We start from the raw sequence: 17,005 nt of genomic DNA, 5'->3' as shown, positions 1-17,005 counted from the left end.
TTTGCCTTTAGAATTTCGAGGAATGGTAGGCAAAGTCTCTTACCAAGTTTTGCTCATCAAATTTTATTATGATAGTCAATGTTCTTTGTGATCTAGATGATGCAGCTGAGCTCGTCTGACCACCAGCTAGAACAGCAAATACCCAACCTGTACTTGATGACTGTACGGTATCTGTTGCTACTTTGTCGTAAACCCAAACTTCTCTTCTTTGATCATCTGTAGAAACCATGTTTGGTGAGCCAAGTGCTTGTAATACATCTGCGCCACTCATTCCAACTTTGATCTGTTTTTGGACAACTCCTACAGAGAGATTGCTATTGCTTTGCACTTGTTCAGCATGCTGAGATGCTGAAACACAGCCACCGAGCGATAAAGCAGCCAATAGCGTAAATATGATTTTCATTTTTCTCTTCCTTCCTTTCAAATTAACAAGTAATTTAGCTGTACTGCTTAAGTATCTACGATATTAAGATTAGTAACTTACTTAATACTAATGTCTCAAAGAGATGTAGCAACGTAATAAGGCTTAAATAAGAGACTTTGATCTTATGTCAGATGACATCATGGTGAAGTCAAAATCAAAAATGTAAAAAGCAAATGAGATTAAGCCAATGTTCAAAAACAAGCATAATAATGAGTCAAAAACCACTTACGCTCTAAAACAACTTTAACATCTTAATTACAATAAAGGAACTTAAGTAAACAAAAATTTATCTTTGAGATACAATCAATATTTTCGCTTTTTGCAGCGATTGATAATAATTCAAATAAATTAAATAGTGCACCTTACAATAATATAAATGATAGGTACTATTTAAAATCTTATCTCTATTTTGAAGCCTTCTGATGGCACAATCGTGCTTAGCTAGGTGATTATGCTAAACTCTCTATTATAATTAACCCTCTAAATCTTATTCAATAAAAGACACATTACTATGACCGATTCTCAATTTATTAATCCTAACGAGGACACGCGCATCACCTTTGGCAGCCTCGTTAAGCTACATTTTGAAGTGTCGCTAGAAAACGGCACCACTATTGATTCAACCTTCAACCGTGATTCACCCGTGACGCTAACTATTGGTGATGAGAGTTTATTACCAGGTTTTGAGCAAGTACTGATGAACTTACGTGCTGGCGACACTCGCTCCGCCCACCTTGATCCTGAGCAAGCTTTTGGTGAGTGGAATCCTGAAAATATACAGCATTTTAGTCGTACTCAATTCGCTCTCGTCACTGACAGTCCAGAAATTGGGATGTTGGTCGAATTTGAAGATAAAGGTAAAAACACCCTACCCGGTACGATTAGTGCTATCAATGATGATGAGATAGAAGTGGATTTTAATCATCCTCTTGCTGGTCAGTCAGTATTGTTCAAAGTAAAGGTCTTTAAAGTGACTCCACCTGGCGTCACTGGCGTCCAAATAATGTGATAGCCTAAAAATAATATATGGAATAAACAATCTCAAAAAGGATACTCGTATGCAATATCAAATGCTTCCGCAAATCGACGAAAAAGTTTCTAAAATCTGTCTAGGTACGATGACATGGGGACAGCAAAATACTGAGGCTCAAGCACATGAGCAAATGGATATGGCGCTAAGCGAAGGCGTAAATTTTTGGGATACTGCAGAGATGTATCCTTCACCGCCGGACAAAGACAAACAAGGTGACACCGAACGTTACGTCGGCACTTGGTTCAATAAAACCAAGCAGCGCGACAAAGTCATACTCGCTAGCAAAATGTCGCCAATGAGCTTTTTACGTGACGGACAAACCCGTTATACCGCTGAACAAATAAGTAGCGCTATTGATGGCAATCTTGAGCGTCTGCAAACGGATTATATCGATATCTATCAGCTGCACTGGCCTGAACGTCAATCAAACTATTTTGGACAGCGTGGTTATACTGAAGACATGGCCGCGCAACCGTTAGAAGACTTAACGCCATTTTTGGAAACCATCAGCGCTTTAAACGATGAGATTAAAAAAGGTCGTATTCGTGCTTATGGACTATCCAATGATACCGCTTGGGGTTTGATGCGCTATCTGTGGGAAGCAGATAAAAATGGTCTAAAAGCACCGATTACTGTGCAAAATCCATATAGCTTGCTTAACCGTTTATATGAAGTAGGAATGGCAGAGATTTCGCATCGTTCGAACGTCGGTTTACTCGCTTACTCACCGCTTGGCTTTGGCGTACTATCAGGTAAATATCTCGATGGCAAACGACCTGCTGGTGCACGCTTGACTAAATATGACCGTTTTGAGCGCTACGTTAATGAACAGGCAAAAGAAGCGACGGCTCAGTATGCCAAGATAGCAGCTGATGCCGGATTAGATATGGCTCAAATGGCACTGGCATTCGTCAATTCACGCTCATTTGTCACCAGTAATATCATTGGGGCAACGACTCTCGAACAGTTAAAGTCAAATATCGACAGCATTAACTTGACCTTGACCACCGATGTAATTGACGCTATAGAAGCGGTGCATACACGCCAGCCTAATCCGTCTCCATAGAGTTGTATGACTAACCTTACTTAGTGGTTATCACTGACATAAAAAAGGCGCAAATCGCTAGTGTTATCGCTGCGATTTGCGCCTTTTCTAATAGCGATTTCAAGCACTTCAATAAATTACGAAGTTGAAGCCAATTTTTCTATTTTATTAGCAGGTTGACTTAACACGCGATTATGTAGCTCCGCTAAACCATCTTGCATACGCTTCTGTAATATATTGGTCAGCTCACTCTTACTACGGCCGTTCGGGTCTAACGGCTCAAGCGGCAATACATAAGCGGTCACATCTTTACTATCTAACACCCGTTTTATACTGGTTTTCATCGTAAGCTTGCCATAATAAGGCAACTCTTCACTCAACGTGCCGTCCTTATTAACATAGCATAACACTAGCGGCTGAATAGGCACGTCAGCGTCGATAGCCGATTGCAATAAGGTGCCATGAATACGTTTTACCTTTTTGCCATCAGTTGTGGTCGCTTCGGGGAAAAATATCACCGAAAAGCCTTCATTCAAGAAGCTGGCAATTTGCGTCGTGACTGAGCCTACGTCACCAGAGCCACGTTTAATAAACACTGTTCCTGCTGCATGCACAAGCTTACCGAAGATAGGCCAATCACCAATCTCTGCCTTTGATAAAAAGAAGGCTGGACTGACTGTGCCGACTACCGGAATATCCATCCATGAGACATGGTTGGATACCCATAGACCATGATGTTGCGGCACAGGCTCAACTTGGACAATTTTAACGCCAAAGGAGCCTGCCATCTTGCGGCAAAAGGTCTGGATATAGCGTGGTAGCGTCTCACGTGGTGGCTCACGAAAGGCACCAATACGTTGCGCTGTCCGCATACCACCGGCAATAGTAGAGGTCATACCAGCGATTTGCTTACCACGACCTAGCTGTTTTCTGAGCGAAAAGCCTGACTTAGATTGGCTCATCTGTGTCCCTCATAATTAGATAACTGTTTGGATAATTATTTATTTAAATTAGAAAATTTGGATTAAGTCTGCAGGTTAAGACGTACATCTTAACGGCAAAAAACGAGATAAGTATAACAAAATTTTGTCAGTCAGTGACGATTTGTTCACTCAGTCCTAACATGCTACTTTTGGCCTAATACTCTTTATTATTTTACTAAAATTTCACTCTGTTTATTTAGCGTTTTTTATCATTATTACTATTCACTTTGAAGACTGTACTATTAATAAGGATAAGTTTTACAAATAGCTCTGTAACATAAAACAATCGTTAATTATCTTTATACGCTTTAATATCAAGACATCAGACCACATATAGACCTTATCTTAACGCTGCTTTAATGAGCCAATCTCATATAATAGTAGCGATTTATTTACTCTATTCATAGGTGATACTCTTTGGATTATTTTGAAAGACATTCAGGTGGCGAACGCGCCATTATCGTACATTTAGACATCCGTCAAATCCAAGATCCTGACGATCTAGGCGAGTTTGAGCTGTTGGCGGATTCGGCAGGTGCAGATCGTTTAGCACTCGTCACTGGCTCACGCTCAAGACCAGATGCCAAATACTTCGTTGGCAGCGGTAAAGCAGAAGAAATCGCTGAACTGGTACGTGAACATGACGCCGATATTGTTTTGTTTAATCATAGCTTATCGCCATCACAAGAGCGTAATGTTGAGGCGTTGATTAAATGCCGCGTACTTGATCGCACTGGTTTAATTTTAGACATCTTTGCTCAGCGTGCGCGTACTTATGAAGGTAAGTTGCAGGTAGAGCTGGCACAGCTGAACCATTTGTCTACGCGCTTAGTACGCGGTTGGACGCATTTGGAACGTCAAAAAGGTGGTATCGGTCTGCGTGGTCCAGGTGAAACTCAGCTTGAGACAGATCGCCGCTTACTACAGACACGAGTCAATCAGCTTAAGAACAAGCTTGATAAAGTAAGACAAACTCGCGCGCAAGGTCGAGCTAAGCGTCAAAAATCAGATGTGCCAACGATTTCATTAGTTGGCTATACTAACGCGGGTAAGTCAACTTTGTTTAACCGCTTAGTTGATGAAAACATCTATGCAGCGGATCAGCTATTTGCAACCTTAGACCCTACTTTACGCCGCTTAGACTGGCAAGGCGTGGGGCGAGTAGTGTTGGTCGATACCGTTGGTTTCGTCCGTCACTTACCGCATGAATTGGTTGAGTCTTTTCATGCTACTTTGGAAGAGACGCTAGAGGCTGATTTATTGCTACATGTCATCGACTCATCTAGTGAAGATATGCATGAGCAAATCCAAGCGGTTAAAGATGTCTTGGCTGAGATTAGTAACGATGTACCAGTGCTCAATATCTATAATAAAATTGATTTGACAGGTGAGCCTGCGCATATAGGCTATGCGACCGAAGGTGAACCCAATCGTGTATATGTGTCATCAAAAGACAATCTAGGCATGGAAGAGCTGTCACTTGCCGTGCAGCAATTACTGACGGGTACCCTAACCACGTTTGACTTGACCCTTCCTTATGATGCCGGTCAGCTCAAAAACACACTATACGAGCTGGGTGTTATCCAAGCAGAAAGTTACGATGATACGGGACATGAATGCTTAACCATTCGTCTGCCAAGCGATAGACTTAAGCAATTACTGGGACAAGCGAACTTGTCACCATTAGACGTCTTACCATTAGCGCAAGCAACATTATTGATGCCTACGCTTGAGCCATTTGAAAAAGCTATCAAAGACGATCAAGTTACTGATGGCTTTGAGAATGCTAATACTCAAGAGTCTGATGACTTTCTTGAGACTGATACTAATTTTGACATCGATACTGATGCCAACTTGGATACTGATGAACCATCCACTACTGATTCATCGTCTTAGACCTACTTGATGAGAGTCATGTTTTAATCTAAAACAAAAGCCTGTACTTGCTATCATCTAGCTTGTACAGGCTTCTTTTATTCTAGCCATGCTAACTACTTACGTAGCAAAAACTTTTAGCAAATTCAGGTATTGAACCTTGCTGGTCAGATATGACCATCTAGCAAGGTTTATTAGTCTATCTATTGTGTATATAATCAAGCGAAGTTTATTACAGAGTCAATAAAATTTATTATTGACTGCACACTACTGCCTGTCGCTTATAACCATATTCTATATAGTCGATTCAATTTAAAAGCGGTACAAGGCAACCGAGTGCGGATGTATATGTAATACTTCAAGCGAGATTAACGCAGTAACTCTTTTATAGTGGATTGACTATAACATAGCTTTCTACGCCAACAGCTCACAACCCTTATCCTATCTTACTGATGACATTTACTAATTGCTATCTTGGCAAGGAATGCTTATGAAGACGACTCACTCATCGACTATGCCACCATGGATTGCGTTAATATTGACGCTAGCTATGGTTATTGTTGTCCGTGAAACAGCGGTTGTTATTTGTCAGTGGGCGGGTATTGAAAAAGCCGCCAATGTAGTTGGTTTAGTAGCGATGTTTTTTATTCTTGTAGCATGGCGATTGCTAAAAGGTTTACCGGGCTGGTTGACCAAAGCTAGCAATACACTACTAGTGGATAGCGGCTTTGCCTTTTTGCCAGTATCAGCTGGTGCAGGCTTGCTACTTTTTGCATTAGGTGATGAGTTATGGGGCGTCATGCTAACCATATTGATTAGTACGCTGATACCGCTTTGGGGTCTGGGGCTACTTGCCAATCGTTGGCTAAATCATAATGCAGACAACAATACTGACACTACTAACCAGCAAAAGGGACAGCAATGAGCTGCGGAGGAAAATTATGAGCTTTGATAGTGTATTTATGGCTACCCTTGCAGCGATATTACTGACTCTAGCGGCGCACGTGATTGCTCGCGTATTAGCAAGGAAGATATCTTGGCTGCCTATGGTTATCACTGCGCTTGTATTAGTCATCGTGTTCTTATTCATTCTGCGGTGGGATTACAATAATTATTACGGTGTTGCCAAACCAGTATTCGATCACTTATTAGGTTATGTAACCGTATTGCTAGCTGTACCACTGGCAGCGATGAGTTTTAAAGGTCTACCTATCAAAAGCTTAACTCTAATTGTGGTTATTGCTAGTCTGGTTGGGGCATTACTACCGATGTCATTGGCTTATATATTCTCACTGAGCCATGACACTATACTGGCCTTCGCTACCCGTTCTGTGACCACGCCTATTGGCCTGAGTGTGGCAGATTTGATTAAAGCACCTCTGGCAATGGCTAACTTAATTATTATTGTCTCAGGACTGATAGGTGGCACTTTGGCTCGATTTTTATTTCGCGGTATTGATGACGACCGTGCTAAAGGCTTGGCTTTAGGACTAGCGGCTCATGCCTTTGGTACCGTAGAAGCTTGGCAAATAAGTCATACTGCTGGACGCTATGCTGCGTTTGGACTGGCGGTGAACGGTTTGCTTACCGCAGTTTGGGTACCGATATTCATTGGGGCTTTAGGTATCTAGATATCTTGTATTAAGAGCTACTATATTGAGAGCTCTTGTATCAAGAGCTATTAACTATCAAGTTCACCACTTATCACAGCTATTATCTTCATTAATAATACAAACTTCTGTTCAACCTAACTTTAAGACTATTAACGCTTTATTGATTTTTACCATTTTGCAATCATATTATAGATAGAATTATTCATCTCTCGTTACTAGTTTTAACCAATGGATAGGTAACATTAATATTTTGATTTGGTTAAGATTTTCTTACAAATTAAGAGCTATCAAAATAGTCTTCTTCGTTAAGATTATAGGGTTAAAAGTTATTTTATGTTATAGTAAGCAACTATTATCTTTTGTATCTATTGCAAGTGATTTTTATTAGACGTGATTTTTGTTGGTTATTTATTTTAGCTACTGTTATGAAATTCTATAATCGCGGTAACGACTTTGATAAGCAAAATATCGCGCCTATGAGCAAAGCAATTTGCTACTATTCGATGAAAAGTGATACCTTTATGATAAATATTGCACCCTTCTTTAACCGTTTTTTATCTCCTGTTTTATGGACTACTGTTGCCCTATCTACTTTATCTGTTACTGCTCAAGCCGGTAACATGTATATTTATAAAGACAAAGGTGGACAAGTTCTCCTCACTAACGTCAATCCAAGTGGCAACTTCGATAAATTTACCAAAAAAGTAAAAGTTACTTATTATAAAGATTCAAAAATGTATGATGGTGCCAGCAATAGCACTGATTATGGCAGTAGCTCTGCGAGTAGAAGTGGTACTCGTGATGCCTATGACAGTTATATCCGTGCCTCTGCTTCTCGTCACGGTATTGATCCTGGCTTAATGAAAGCAATGATGCATACTGAATCAGCCTTTAATCCAAATGCACGCTCTCCTGTAGGAGCACAAGGCTTAATGCAATTGATGCCTGCTACAGCTAGTCGCTTTAAGGTTAGTAATCCGTGGAACCCTGCTGACAATATCGAAGGCTCGGCCAAATATATCGCTTGGCTCATGCGCCGCTTCAACAATAATGTTGAATTTGCGATTGCAGGTTACAACGCCGGAGAAGGCAACGTAGATAAATACAATGGTATTCCGCCTTTCAAAGAAACTCGTAACTATGTCAAACAAGTGATGAGCCGTTATCATAGTTTATATAAAAACGATTCTGGTCTCTCAGGTAACACTATGAGCGCAAGCAATGCGTCTGTTAATAGCAATGATAACAGTGGCGGGATGCAAACCGTCAGTTATGGCACTAGTAATAACAGTGGCAGTGCCAGTTATGCTAACTCTGCCTATGCTGCACTACGGTAATTAAAAAGCAGTTATAATATTGAACGTTAGTAATAGACATAAAAAAGCCCGTTAATCAAATAACGGGCTTTTTTATGCTAAATCGAAAACACCGATTAGCAATGGCTACAATAAATTAAAACTTATTTATTGGCTAATGCTTGTGTAGCAGCAACTTCAGCAGCGAAGTCTTCTTGCTTTTTCTCGATGCCTTCACCAACTTCTAAACGTTTGAAACCAAGTACTTTTACGCCTTCAGCTTTTAGAACGTCACCAACTTTTTTCTCATTGTCCATAACGTAAGGCTGACGTAGTAAAGTTACTTCGTCTAGGTATTTACGTAAGCCACCTTCAATCATTTTCTCAACGATGTTGTCAGGCTTGCCAGACTCTTTCGCTTTTGCTTCAATGATATCTTTTTCGCGTGCTAGTACGTCAGCTGCAACGTCTTCGTCATCTACTGCGACAGGGTTGAATGCAGCAATGTGCATGGCAAGGTTTTTGCCAGTATCTGCACTGCCACCTTCGTAAGATACAACCACACCGATACGTAGACCGTGACGGTATGATGCAATGTTGTTACCTTCTAGGGTTTCAACACGGCGGATCTGAATGTTCTCACCGATTTTCTGTACTAGAGATACACGAGCTTCTTCAACGGTTTGGCCTTCGCCATACGGTAGCTCAGAGATAGCAGCAACGTCAGTCACGTTGTTTTCTAGTGCAAGGTTAGCCACTTTTTCTGCAAATGCAGTGAAGCTATCATCTTTTGCAACGAAGTCAGTCTGGCAGTTAACTTCTAATAAGAATGCTTTATTGTCGCCTTGAGCGATGATGATAGCGCCGTCAGCTGCGATGTTACCTGCTTTTTTGGCCGCTTTTGCTTGACCAGATTTACGCAAGTTATCGATGGCAACTTCAACATCACCGTTTGATTCTTCTAACGCTTTTTTACATTCCATCATGCCAAGACCAGTACGGTCGCGCAGTTCTTTTACCATTTTGGCAGATACTTTTACTTCTGTCATAAGAGTCACCTTAGTATTGTTATGTATAGGAGTGCTTAATTTCTATGTAATATATTTTCGATATTTGTTATTACTGTGCCGCTCTTATAGCAATGAGAGCGCTCATTATTGGTCGTTATCACAACTATTGCATGTCAAGTATTGTATATAACGAGGACAAATATAAGCGATAATACTCGCCTATTAACGAGCTTCCCATCAACAATAAGGCATGACGAGTAAAACTACATCATGCCTATTGTGAGCTTATACGCTGTTAATAACCTTATATGGATGTCAATAAAAACACTATCAAGACACCCTTATAAAGTTAAACCTTACGGGTCAGCTATTTATTCTGCTGGAGTTGCAGCTTCTTCTGCTTTAGCTTCAGCTGGTGCTTCTTCAGTAGCAGCAGGCGCTTGCTCTGAAGTTTGCTCTTGCTCAGCTTTGCCACCAGCTTGAGTCTGTGCATACTCTTTACCAGCGATAATCGCATCAGCAATAGAAGTTACATACAGCGTCACAGCACGGATAGCATCATCGTTTGCAGGGATGATGTAATCAACGTTGTCTGGGTTAGAGTTCGTATCAACGATACCGATAACTGGGATACCTAGGTTTTTAGCTTCTTTGATCGCGATCGCTTCATGATCTACATCAACGATAAAGATTGCATCAGGTAGGCCACCCATATCTTTAATACCGCCCAGTGAACGCTCAAGTTTTTCCATATCGCGAGTACGCTCTAACGCTTCACGCTTAGTTAGCTTAGCGAAAGTACCATCTTCTGCTTGCTTTTCAAGCTCTTTTAGACGGTTGATTGACTGGCGTAGTGTTTTCCAGTTAGTCAACATACCACCTAACCAGCGATGGTCAACGTATGGCATGCCAGCACGAGCAGCTTGCTCACGGATGATACCGCTAGCAGCGCGTTTAGTACCAACAAATAATACTTTGTTTTTCTTAGCAGCTAGGCCATTCACGTAAGTCAATGCTTCGTTGAATGCTTTTACAGTATGCTCTAAGTTGATGATGTGAATCTTGTTACGTGCACCAAAGATATATGGACCCATTTTTGGATTCCAAAAACGTGTTTGGTGACCAAAGTGAGCGCCGGCTTGTAGTAAGTCACGCATTTCAATTTTAGTTGGATTCTTTGTAGCCATGTCAAATGTCCTGTTGGTTGGGTTATGCCTCCACATCACAAAAACTGCCTATCTAGCGACACGCATTTGCTTACGATCTATGCTTTATATGTGCAACATCGTAATTATCTATTAAATGCAAATTAATCAAGTCGCCAGACACCCAGCAATTTTTTGCCATGATGTGTGTGTCATTGGTTGGTTTAAAAAATTGAGCTATAGTCAAAAATATAAGTAAATTATAGAAATAGCTGCGCTGTATTTTATCATATAACTCATGATAAGCTCCAGCAGTTTATTAAAGCAGATATAAGTTATAAATAATTGTTTTGATTGGATACTTTATCTCTCTCATTAATTAAGTCTAACACGAAGCACTTATTAATGAAGCACAAAAAAACGACGCATATACGTCGTTTTTTTAATCATAGCCAGTTTTGCTGATTAATTTAGATTAAGCGATACAGATACCTATCACTGCCTCATAGCCGCGCCATGTGAAGGGTGTAATGTAACTATGCCGGTCTTTTGGCAGATAAGATACGCTTGGTGCACCTTCAACAATCTTAGGTGGCGAGATGATGAACTCCGAACCAAATTCAGTACGCGCGTTACCAGATATGGTATTGGCCATTTCACCAAGTAAGTCTTTCATCATCGTAATTGATGAATCAGGCTCACCCATAACTTTGATAACCTCGCGCAGCATAATGCTTGGAGCGCTCACATAAACACAGCCTTTAAGAGGGCCTGATATTTCAATAACACCGCTATAGTCATAACCAATAGCGCTTCTGTTGTTATTTAAATAAGGAGTGCTAATAGCCACTTGTGCGTCATCGATCTGCGTAAAAAATGCATTAATCGAACTTAGAAACACACCTAACTTCTCTACTTTAACCATAATATATTATTGTCCATATTCATCACGTGCCAGCAGGATAATTAATCCTGCAGACAGACCACAATCTCGCCGACTTGCGACAGCCAAGTGATGGGAATGATAAAGGAACGCTCACCGCTAGGTAATACAATACTTTGCGGTGAACCTTTAAACACGAACGGTACCGAGATATGAAATTCTGCACCAAACTCATTGCGTGCATTGCCAGCTATCGTATTGGCAACCTCACCCGCAAGGTCCATGTAAATATCTTCACTCTCGTCAGTTTCGCCCATACTGTTTAATATAGAAGCCAGTAATTCACGCGTTGCTGAAAAGTACACCACGCCTTTTTGAACCCCTGATATACCAATTACACCTGTATAGTCATGGACTTTTGGCTGTTTATTTTCTAACAAGTAGGGAGTATCAGCGATGAGCTCTGCACCCCCAAACTGGTTAAAATAGTTGCTAATAATGTTCAAAAAAATCTGTAGCTTTTGTTCTTTCATAATTACATCTACTTAAGTCGTTGGATGATATCAGTCTTGCATCAGCTCATACAAAGATTCTACGAGATCTTCTTCTGAAAAAGGTTTACAGAGAAACCCGCTGGCGCCCAACGATAATGCTTCAATACCTGTAGATTTATCAGACAAAGCCGATACAACCAAAATCCGTACATCAGGATCAATAGCAATAATCTTCTCGATACATTCCAGACCATCCATTTGCGGCATGGTTAGATCCATCGTGATGACATCTGGGCGATGCATATTGAATTTTTCAATGGCTTGAACACCACTGGTTGCTGTAGCAACCAACATGAAATTTCCTGAGTCATAAGCCCGCTGAATCCGGTTCCGGATAATATTGGAATCATCAACAATCATTAGTTTATACATAACGTATCTATTATCCTTAATTAAGCGTTAGGTAGCGTAATGACAAAACGCGTCATCTTGCCATACTCACTATTTATATTGAGCTTACCATCGTATTCTTTTACTTGAGCCTTGATGATATCTAAACCAACACCGCGACCGCCGTCTTCGTCCGCATTCTCCTTGGTAGAAAACCCAGAAGAAAATAGTTGCTTTAGTAAGCCACTATGATCAAGCTGACTCGCTTCTTGTACATCGAAACGACCTTCTTTGACTAGCTTTTCACGAATACTGTCATAGTCAATGCCTTGGCCGTCATCTTGTAAAGTAACAACGAAGTCTTGGCCACTACTTTGCATTTCTAGACCAATAGTACCAACAGCAGGTTTACCCACTGATTGACGTATATCAGGTGTCTCAATACCGTGCACTACAGCGTTACGTAGCAGCTGGATACTAATTTCTTTAACGGTATTTCTAAGGCGTTCTGGTATTCTAACTTGCCCTAAAGTAGTACTATCAAGCTGTACTTGTTTACCTTGTCTTGCTGCAATATCTTGCGCAAAATCATGATAATAAGCTAGTAGATGATTATCTGACTCTTCCTCTAAGTCAATATTATTACCTTCAACTTCTAAATCATTCATCGAAAAGTTTGTTGCTTGAGTCTCGGCTACAGGCGTACTCGAATCTGCCACTACAGAGTTTGGTGTTGTCGCCGCACTGCTATTCGCTGCACTTGCTGGTGACGAACGATTTATACGTTCTCCTAATTTTTCGATAGTATTAGATAGGCTCAATAAGTCATCTAAATGCACTGCCAAAGGTAGGAAATCATTACCTGATAGCTTGCCTTGATTTTGTAGCACGTTAAGCTGGTCTTCTGCCTCTGATGCAATCTTAGTAAAACTATGCAGTTTTAATGCTGAAGCCTCACCTTTCAAGCTATGCATTTCACGATAGATAGAGTTTAACTTAACCTCAAGCTCGTATTGCGTGCTTCCAGGATTCTTCAATACATTATTGATTTTTTCGATATGACTTTTGGTATTAGCGATGAACTCATTAATGATTTTTGGATTTACGTTCAAGATGGTTGTTAACATCTCAATCTGCATGTCATTCTGTGAGCGCTCTTTTTCTAGACGTTGTTCTAAGTAAACAGCGTCTGACACATCATTAACGTTGACCAAAATACGAGCAATATCTTTATCTTCATAAACACGTGAGAATCTAAAATCCAAGAAACGACTGTCTGAACCATGCTCACCAGATGTGTTATGTAGCAAGACTTTATGTAGAGGATTAAGGTCGTTGACAAGTTTCTCTTTAACGCGTGGGTTATATAGTTGCTCAACGAATTGACGGGTGGTCGTTAGATCTTTATCAGAAATACGCCCACGTAGTACGTTGGCAAAGTTTTCTCCTGCCAAGCTGTCAGCGCCAATAATACTATTAAGTGCCTGTGAATGCTGCTGACCGATATTTAAGTCTTTATCAAGCAAGAACAAACCTGTATTAACCGTTTGCATAATCTCTTGTGTTTCGCGACGTGCAGCCAATGCTTCAGCATCAGTATCACGCAAGCGACGTACAAAGAAGAATACGAAGATCAAGAAGTAAGAGAAGATAGCAACAACACCAAGTACCTGAATCAGACGAATGGTATTTGCTTGGTTCTCAGCACTCGTAAATACGTCATCAGTAAGTTGATCTAAAGAGTCGTTAATAAGCAAACTTGAAGTTTTTGCCTGTTCAACCGCTTGAGTCAGCTCATCTGCAGAGTCAACCATGATGTTATCAGCATCTTTCAGATAAGCTTGAATCTTAGGCTCTAAAAGTTGCCATTGCTCATTAGCTGCCGTAATTTCTGCTTGCGCAACACTATCAACTTTCGGCAAATTATAACTGTTGCCATCAGCATCAGTAATCGTGCCGCCTTGTCCGATAGCAGCAATAGAGTCAGTAATTAATGAAGTATTCCGCTCTAAGCGCTCAAAAACCCGCTGCATATGTGGAGAGTTGGTGTCCTCACCATAACTGTTGTCTAAGTCAAATAAGTCTTTAATCACCGCTTGCGCGCTGTTAGCCACTTGGTTGGTTTGGTCAATTAGAATCGTATTTCTTTCTAATAAACTTGAGGTATAAAACGTAAACGCGAGCAAAGCACCGATCAAGGATAAAAATAGTGCAATTGAGATGATCAGACCCTGATAACGTTTATTATCGACATTATGTGTGGTTGCCATTTTGAAAATCCTTTAGTTTGCTTGCTCAGTAGTTTCGGCAGCAGGTTGAGTTCCACCTAACCATTTCTCTTCAATCGCTTTAAACGTGCCTTCTGTTTTAAGCTTGGTGATGCCTTCGTTAACAGTTTTAATTAAATCAGTGTTACCTTTTGCTATAAGTACTACTTGTTGTGCTGATGGCGTATCCTCTCCTTCATAAGGCACGATAGTGACTTTATATTCTGGATGAGTTTTTGCGGTATATTGCAAAATAGGCAAATCATGTAGGATGACGTCAACCTTATTTTGCATCAAGTCTTCAAATAGTAAAAAGGCTGTGGTTCTTGTAGAAAGCTCACCATATTTACCAATCTCTTTTAACTGCTCTGCTGGTTTTGCGCCTTCCATACCTGCAACATGCAACCCTCCTAAATCTTCTAAACTATTTAGTTTTAAATCTTTATTTGAGTACATCATGGCTGATGGATTGAAAAAGTAAGGTGTTGATAGGCCATACTTTACGTTACGGTCGTCTTTGTAAGAGATACCCGATACCGCTAGATCACGACCACCACTCTCCACACTATCGAACATATCCTGCCAAGTCTCTTTATAAAACTCAACCTTAAAGCCTTGCTCTTCACCGATTGCGCGGATTGCATCAATATCGATACCTTGCATATTGCCGTAGTCATCTTGGAAAGAGAATGGAGGCATCGTACCCGTTGTAGCTACTTTAATTACTGGAGCGCTATCAGGTAACTTACTTACAAAAGTATCTTTGCTTTCTGTTACTGCTGGACTGTTGGTATTTGCGCTCTCTTGCGTAGCAGTAGTAGTAGCATTATTAGAATTGCCACAGCCAAATAACCCAACACTTAGTACGATAGGAAGTACTCGATATAATTGCTTCATGATCTGTCCTTGAAAATTGAAAAACATGTACGTTTTAGTTAGTAATGATCGCTAGCTTTAATATTTAGTCATTTATGCAGAATGAAAAATAATTTTGCTTACGTATCTTTTGTATAGTGTATTGATATGCCGTAGTGAAGGCAGATAGCCTTCAACGATAGAATCTTTTGATAAAAAGTTATTGATTCAATATTTTCTAAAAATGCATCCAATAACAATTTAGTATGTTTCTACGACAAATAAACCATATCTTTATTACAGAAATTTACAATGAATAATACTTAAGTAACTTTGCAAAAGCAATCAAGGTAAGCGGATAGTAAATGATATCTATTTTCATTTGATGGTATATAAACATCTGTTTGCGTTTATAGCCTAATGAAAAATACAGTTTCGAGTTTAGGTAGGCTTATATTTTGTTAGGAACACAAAAAAGCATTCATACGTATTAATCGTATGAATGCTTTTTTGTAAAAAACAATATAAAAGGTCAGATCGCTTTGATTTTATCGATTTCTAGCTTGTCTTTAACATTTTTTGCTGTTTTAAAGCCGTTTCAGTCAAGTCTTCACCAAACCATTTTGTCGTTAACACAGCATAAGTACCATCTTTTTTTAACCCTTCTAGCCCTGCATTGACCTTTTTAAGTAATTCAGGCTGATTTTTATCAATGAGGAAAACTTTTCGAGCACCATCTGCACCAATACCTTCATAGTCAAAATATATTGGCGTTAAATCTGATAAATCGTTTAATAAATAGCGAATAACACCAGAATCATCTACGACCGCATCGACTTTATCTTGTGCCATAGCTTGTACTGCTGCAAATGTGGTTGGATACTGTTCTAGAGCACCCACTTTATAATCGCCTTTTGCAAAAAACTGATAAGGTTCAGAATCGCTTAATACACCAATACGCACGTCATTCAAATCATTTAATGACTTGATATTCAATTTATCATCTAAATACACTAGGCTGGTAGGCAGGGGCGCATAAGCATCTGACAGTAAATATTTGCTATTTCTTTCATCACTGTAAGTAAGACCAGCTGCCACCATATCTCTATTCTTACTATCTATATTATCAAACAGCTTCTTCCAAGGATCATTATAGACCTCAACCTTAAAGCCTTGAGACTCACCAATATGATTCATGAGTTCTATATCAAATCCAGTAACATTGCCGTATTCGTCCTTAAACTCATATGGAGCATAGTTTGCTTCAGTACCCATCTTAATCACAGGGGCTGTATCAGGTAACTTACTAACAAAGTCATCTTTACCTTTGGTAGTAGGCGTACTAGTGCTTTCTTGAGTAGCGGCATTATTAGAAGTACTAGAGTTGCCACAACCAAACAAACCAACACTTAGTATGATCGGAAGTACTTTATACAAGGTTTTCATCTTTTGTCCCCAAATTTTAAGAAATTTTATATTTCTTTTAATAACAATCTAATAGATTGTTACACTGATTGATAATTAAGTAACTTTCCAATAGCAACAGCTATTCATCACTTAAAAGTAGTACTGATCTGTATTATCCGAACAAATAACACTTGTTCTTAGACGAATAATAGTGAAGAACATTGTTGAACATATAAAACAAAAAGAAGCATTCATACGCATGAATGCTCTTTAGAGAAAAACTTTT

At 39.8% G+C, this 17,005-nt stretch carries 16 protein-coding genes; 6 read left to right on the top strand and 10 right to left on the bottom strand.

Translation table 11 applies throughout. From position 1 onward, the window contains the following. Positions 1–7 precede the first annotated feature (7 nt). Complete coding sequence (locus tag AK823_RS02335; protein ID WP_068034408.1) at positions 8–403, bottom strand: outer membrane protein assembly factor BamE; 396 nt, start codon at positions 401–403, stop codon at positions 8–10. A 532-nt stretch (positions 404–935) separates the two neighbouring features. Here AK823_RS02335 and fkpB point away from each other — a divergent pair. Then, entirely contained in the window at positions 936–1,433 is a 498-nt protein-coding gene (fkpB, locus tag AK823_RS02330) for an FKBP-type peptidyl-prolyl cis-trans isomerase (RefSeq protein WP_068034406.1), read from the top strand. 49 nt (positions 1,434–1,482) lie between these two features. Next, entirely contained in the window at positions 1,483–2,523 is a 1,041-nt protein-coding gene (locus AK823_RS02325) for an aldo/keto reductase (protein WP_068034404.1), read from the top strand. Between the two features lie 116 nt (positions 2,524–2,639). Here AK823_RS02325 and AK823_RS02320 read toward each other — a convergent pair whose 3' ends face one another. Then, positions 2,640–3,464: a lysophospholipid acyltransferase family protein gene (locus AK823_RS02320; protein WP_068034402.1), complete on the bottom strand. Its 825-nt coding sequence runs from the start codon at positions 3,462–3,464 to the stop codon at positions 2,640–2,642. 438 nt (positions 3,465–3,902) lie between these two features. Between AK823_RS02320 and hflX the strand changes: the two genes are divergently transcribed. From hflX to AK823_RS02300, 4 genes are all read left to right on the top strand, one after another. Next, positions 3,903–5,381: a ribosome rescue GTPase HflX gene (gene hflX, locus AK823_RS02315; RefSeq protein WP_068325893.1), complete on the top strand. Its 1,479-nt coding sequence runs from the start codon at positions 3,903–3,905 to the stop codon at positions 5,379–5,381. A gap of 469 nt (positions 5,382–5,850) precedes the next feature. Continuing rightward, on the top strand, positions 5,851–6,285 hold the full coding sequence (locus AK823_RS02310) for a CidA/LrgA family protein (RefSeq protein WP_068034398.1): 435 nt from the start codon (positions 5,851–5,853) through the stop codon (positions 6,283–6,285). 16 nt (positions 6,286–6,301) lie between these two features. Next, complete coding sequence (locus AK823_RS02305) at positions 6,302–6,991, top strand: LrgB family protein (RefSeq protein WP_068325892.1); 690 nt, start codon at positions 6,302–6,304, stop codon at positions 6,989–6,991. Between the two features lie 503 nt (positions 6,992–7,494). Then, positions 7,495–8,310 carry a lytic transglycosylase domain-containing protein gene (locus AK823_RS02300; protein ID WP_068330080.1) on the top strand — a complete coding sequence of 272 codons (816 nt, stop codon included), beginning with the start codon at positions 7,495–7,497 and terminating at the stop codon, positions 8,308–8,310. A gap of 122 nt (positions 8,311–8,432) precedes the next feature. Here the strand turns inward: AK823_RS02300 and tsf are convergent, their stop codons facing one another. From tsf to AK823_RS02260, 8 genes are all read right to left on the bottom strand, one after another. Then, positions 8,433–9,317, bottom strand: coding sequence for a translation elongation factor Ts (gene tsf, locus AK823_RS02295; RefSeq protein WP_068325891.1), 885 nt, complete (start codon positions 9,315–9,317; stop codon positions 8,433–8,435). Between the two features lie 332 nt (positions 9,318–9,649). Then, positions 9,650–10,465, bottom strand: a complete 816-nt coding sequence (rpsB, locus tag AK823_RS02290; protein ID WP_068034393.1) for a 30S ribosomal protein S2 — start codon at positions 10,463–10,465, stop codon at positions 9,650–9,652. Between the two features lie 433 nt (positions 10,466–10,898). Next, positions 10,899–11,348, bottom strand: a complete 450-nt coding sequence (locus tag AK823_RS02285; RefSeq protein WP_068034390.1) for a chemotaxis protein CheX — start codon at positions 11,346–11,348, stop codon at positions 10,899–10,901. Between the two features lie 41 nt (positions 11,349–11,389). Then, positions 11,390–11,839, bottom strand: a complete 450-nt coding sequence (locus AK823_RS02280; protein WP_068034388.1) for a chemotaxis protein CheX — start codon at positions 11,837–11,839, stop codon at positions 11,390–11,392. Positions 11,840–11,869: 30 nt separating this feature from the next. Next, positions 11,870–12,220 carry a response regulator gene (locus tag AK823_RS02275; protein ID WP_228138930.1) on the bottom strand — a complete coding sequence of 117 codons (351 nt, stop codon included), beginning with the start codon at positions 12,218–12,220 and terminating at the stop codon, positions 11,870–11,872. Between the two features lie 32 nt (positions 12,221–12,252). Continuing rightward, positions 12,253–14,460: an ATP-binding protein gene (locus AK823_RS02270; protein ID WP_068325888.1), complete on the bottom strand. Its 2,208-nt coding sequence runs from the start codon at positions 14,458–14,460 to the stop codon at positions 12,253–12,255. A 12-nt stretch (positions 14,461–14,472) separates the two neighbouring features. Continuing rightward, positions 14,473–15,354 (bottom strand): transporter substrate-binding domain-containing protein, encoded by an 882-nt coding sequence (locus AK823_RS02265; RefSeq protein ID WP_068325885.1) that lies wholly within the window; start codon positions 15,352–15,354, stop codon positions 14,473–14,475. Positions 15,355–15,870: 516 nt separating this feature from the next. Beyond that, complete coding sequence (locus tag AK823_RS02260; protein WP_068325882.1) at positions 15,871–16,758, bottom strand: transporter substrate-binding domain-containing protein; 888 nt, start codon at positions 16,756–16,758, stop codon at positions 15,871–15,873. Positions 16,759–17,005 lie beyond the last annotated feature (247 nt).

Origin of the sequence: Psychrobacter sp. P2G3, from assembly GCF_001593285.1 — a bacterium.
In the GTDB taxonomy this organism is placed as follows: domain Bacteria; phylum Pseudomonadota; class Gammaproteobacteria; order Pseudomonadales; family Moraxellaceae; genus Psychrobacter.
The sequence above is the reverse complement of the archived record's forward strand: the minus strand, read 5'-3'. Positions and strand labels throughout refer to the sequence as shown.

What these genes read in the sequence shown, in the direction of transcription:
- AK823_RS02335 (WP_068034408.1), bottom strand. Translation starts at nt 403, where the DNA reads ATGAAAATCATATTTACGCTATTGGCTGCTTTATCGCTCGGTGGCTGT.
- fkpB (WP_068034406.1), top strand. Translation starts at nt 936, where the DNA reads ATGACCGATTCTCAATTTATTAATCCTAACGAGGACACGCGCATCACC.
- AK823_RS02325 (WP_068034404.1), top strand. Translation starts at nt 1,483, where the DNA reads ATGCAATATCAAATGCTTCCGCAAATCGACGAAAAAGTTTCTAAAATC.
- AK823_RS02320 (WP_068034402.1), bottom strand. Translation starts at nt 3,464, where the DNA reads ATGAGCCAATCTAAGTCAGGCTTTTCGCTCAGAAAACAGCTAGGTCGT.
- AK823_RS02310 (WP_068034398.1), top strand. Translation starts at nt 5,851, where the DNA reads ATGAAGACGACTCACTCATCGACTATGCCACCATGGATTGCGTTAATA.
- AK823_RS02305 (WP_068325892.1), top strand. Translation starts at nt 6,302, where the DNA reads ATGAGCTTTGATAGTGTATTTATGGCTACCCTTGCAGCGATATTACTG.
- AK823_RS02300 (WP_068330080.1), top strand. Translation starts at nt 7,495, where the DNA reads ATGATAAATATTGCACCCTTCTTTAACCGTTTTTTATCTCCTGTTTTA.
- tsf (WP_068325891.1), bottom strand. Translation starts at nt 9,317, where the DNA reads ATGACAGAAGTAAAAGTATCTGCCAAAATGGTAAAAGAACTGCGCGAC.
- rpsB (WP_068034393.1), bottom strand. Translation starts at nt 10,465, where the DNA reads ATGGCTACAAAGAATCCAACTAAAATTGAAATGCGTGACTTACTACAA.
- AK823_RS02285 (WP_068034390.1), bottom strand. Translation starts at nt 11,348, where the DNA reads ATGGTTAAAGTAGAGAAGTTAGGTGTGTTTCTAAGTTCGATTAATGCA.
- AK823_RS02280 (WP_068034388.1), bottom strand. Translation starts at nt 11,839, where the DNA reads ATGAAAGAACAAAAGCTACAGATTTTTTTGAACATTATTAGCAACTAT.
- AK823_RS02275 (WP_228138930.1), bottom strand. Translation starts at nt 12,220, where the DNA reads ATGATTGTTGATGATTCCAATATTATCCGGAACCGGATTCAGCGGGCT.
- AK823_RS02270 (WP_068325888.1), bottom strand. Translation starts at nt 14,460, where the DNA reads ATGGCAACCACACATAATGTCGATAATAAACGTTATCAGGGTCTGATC.
- AK823_RS02265 (WP_068325885.1), bottom strand. Translation starts at nt 15,354, where the DNA reads ATGAAGCAATTATATCGAGTACTTCCTATCGTACTAAGTGTTGGGTTA.
- AK823_RS02260 (WP_068325882.1), bottom strand. Translation starts at nt 16,758, where the DNA reads ATGAAAACCTTGTATAAAGTACTTCCGATCATACTAAGTGTTGGTTTG.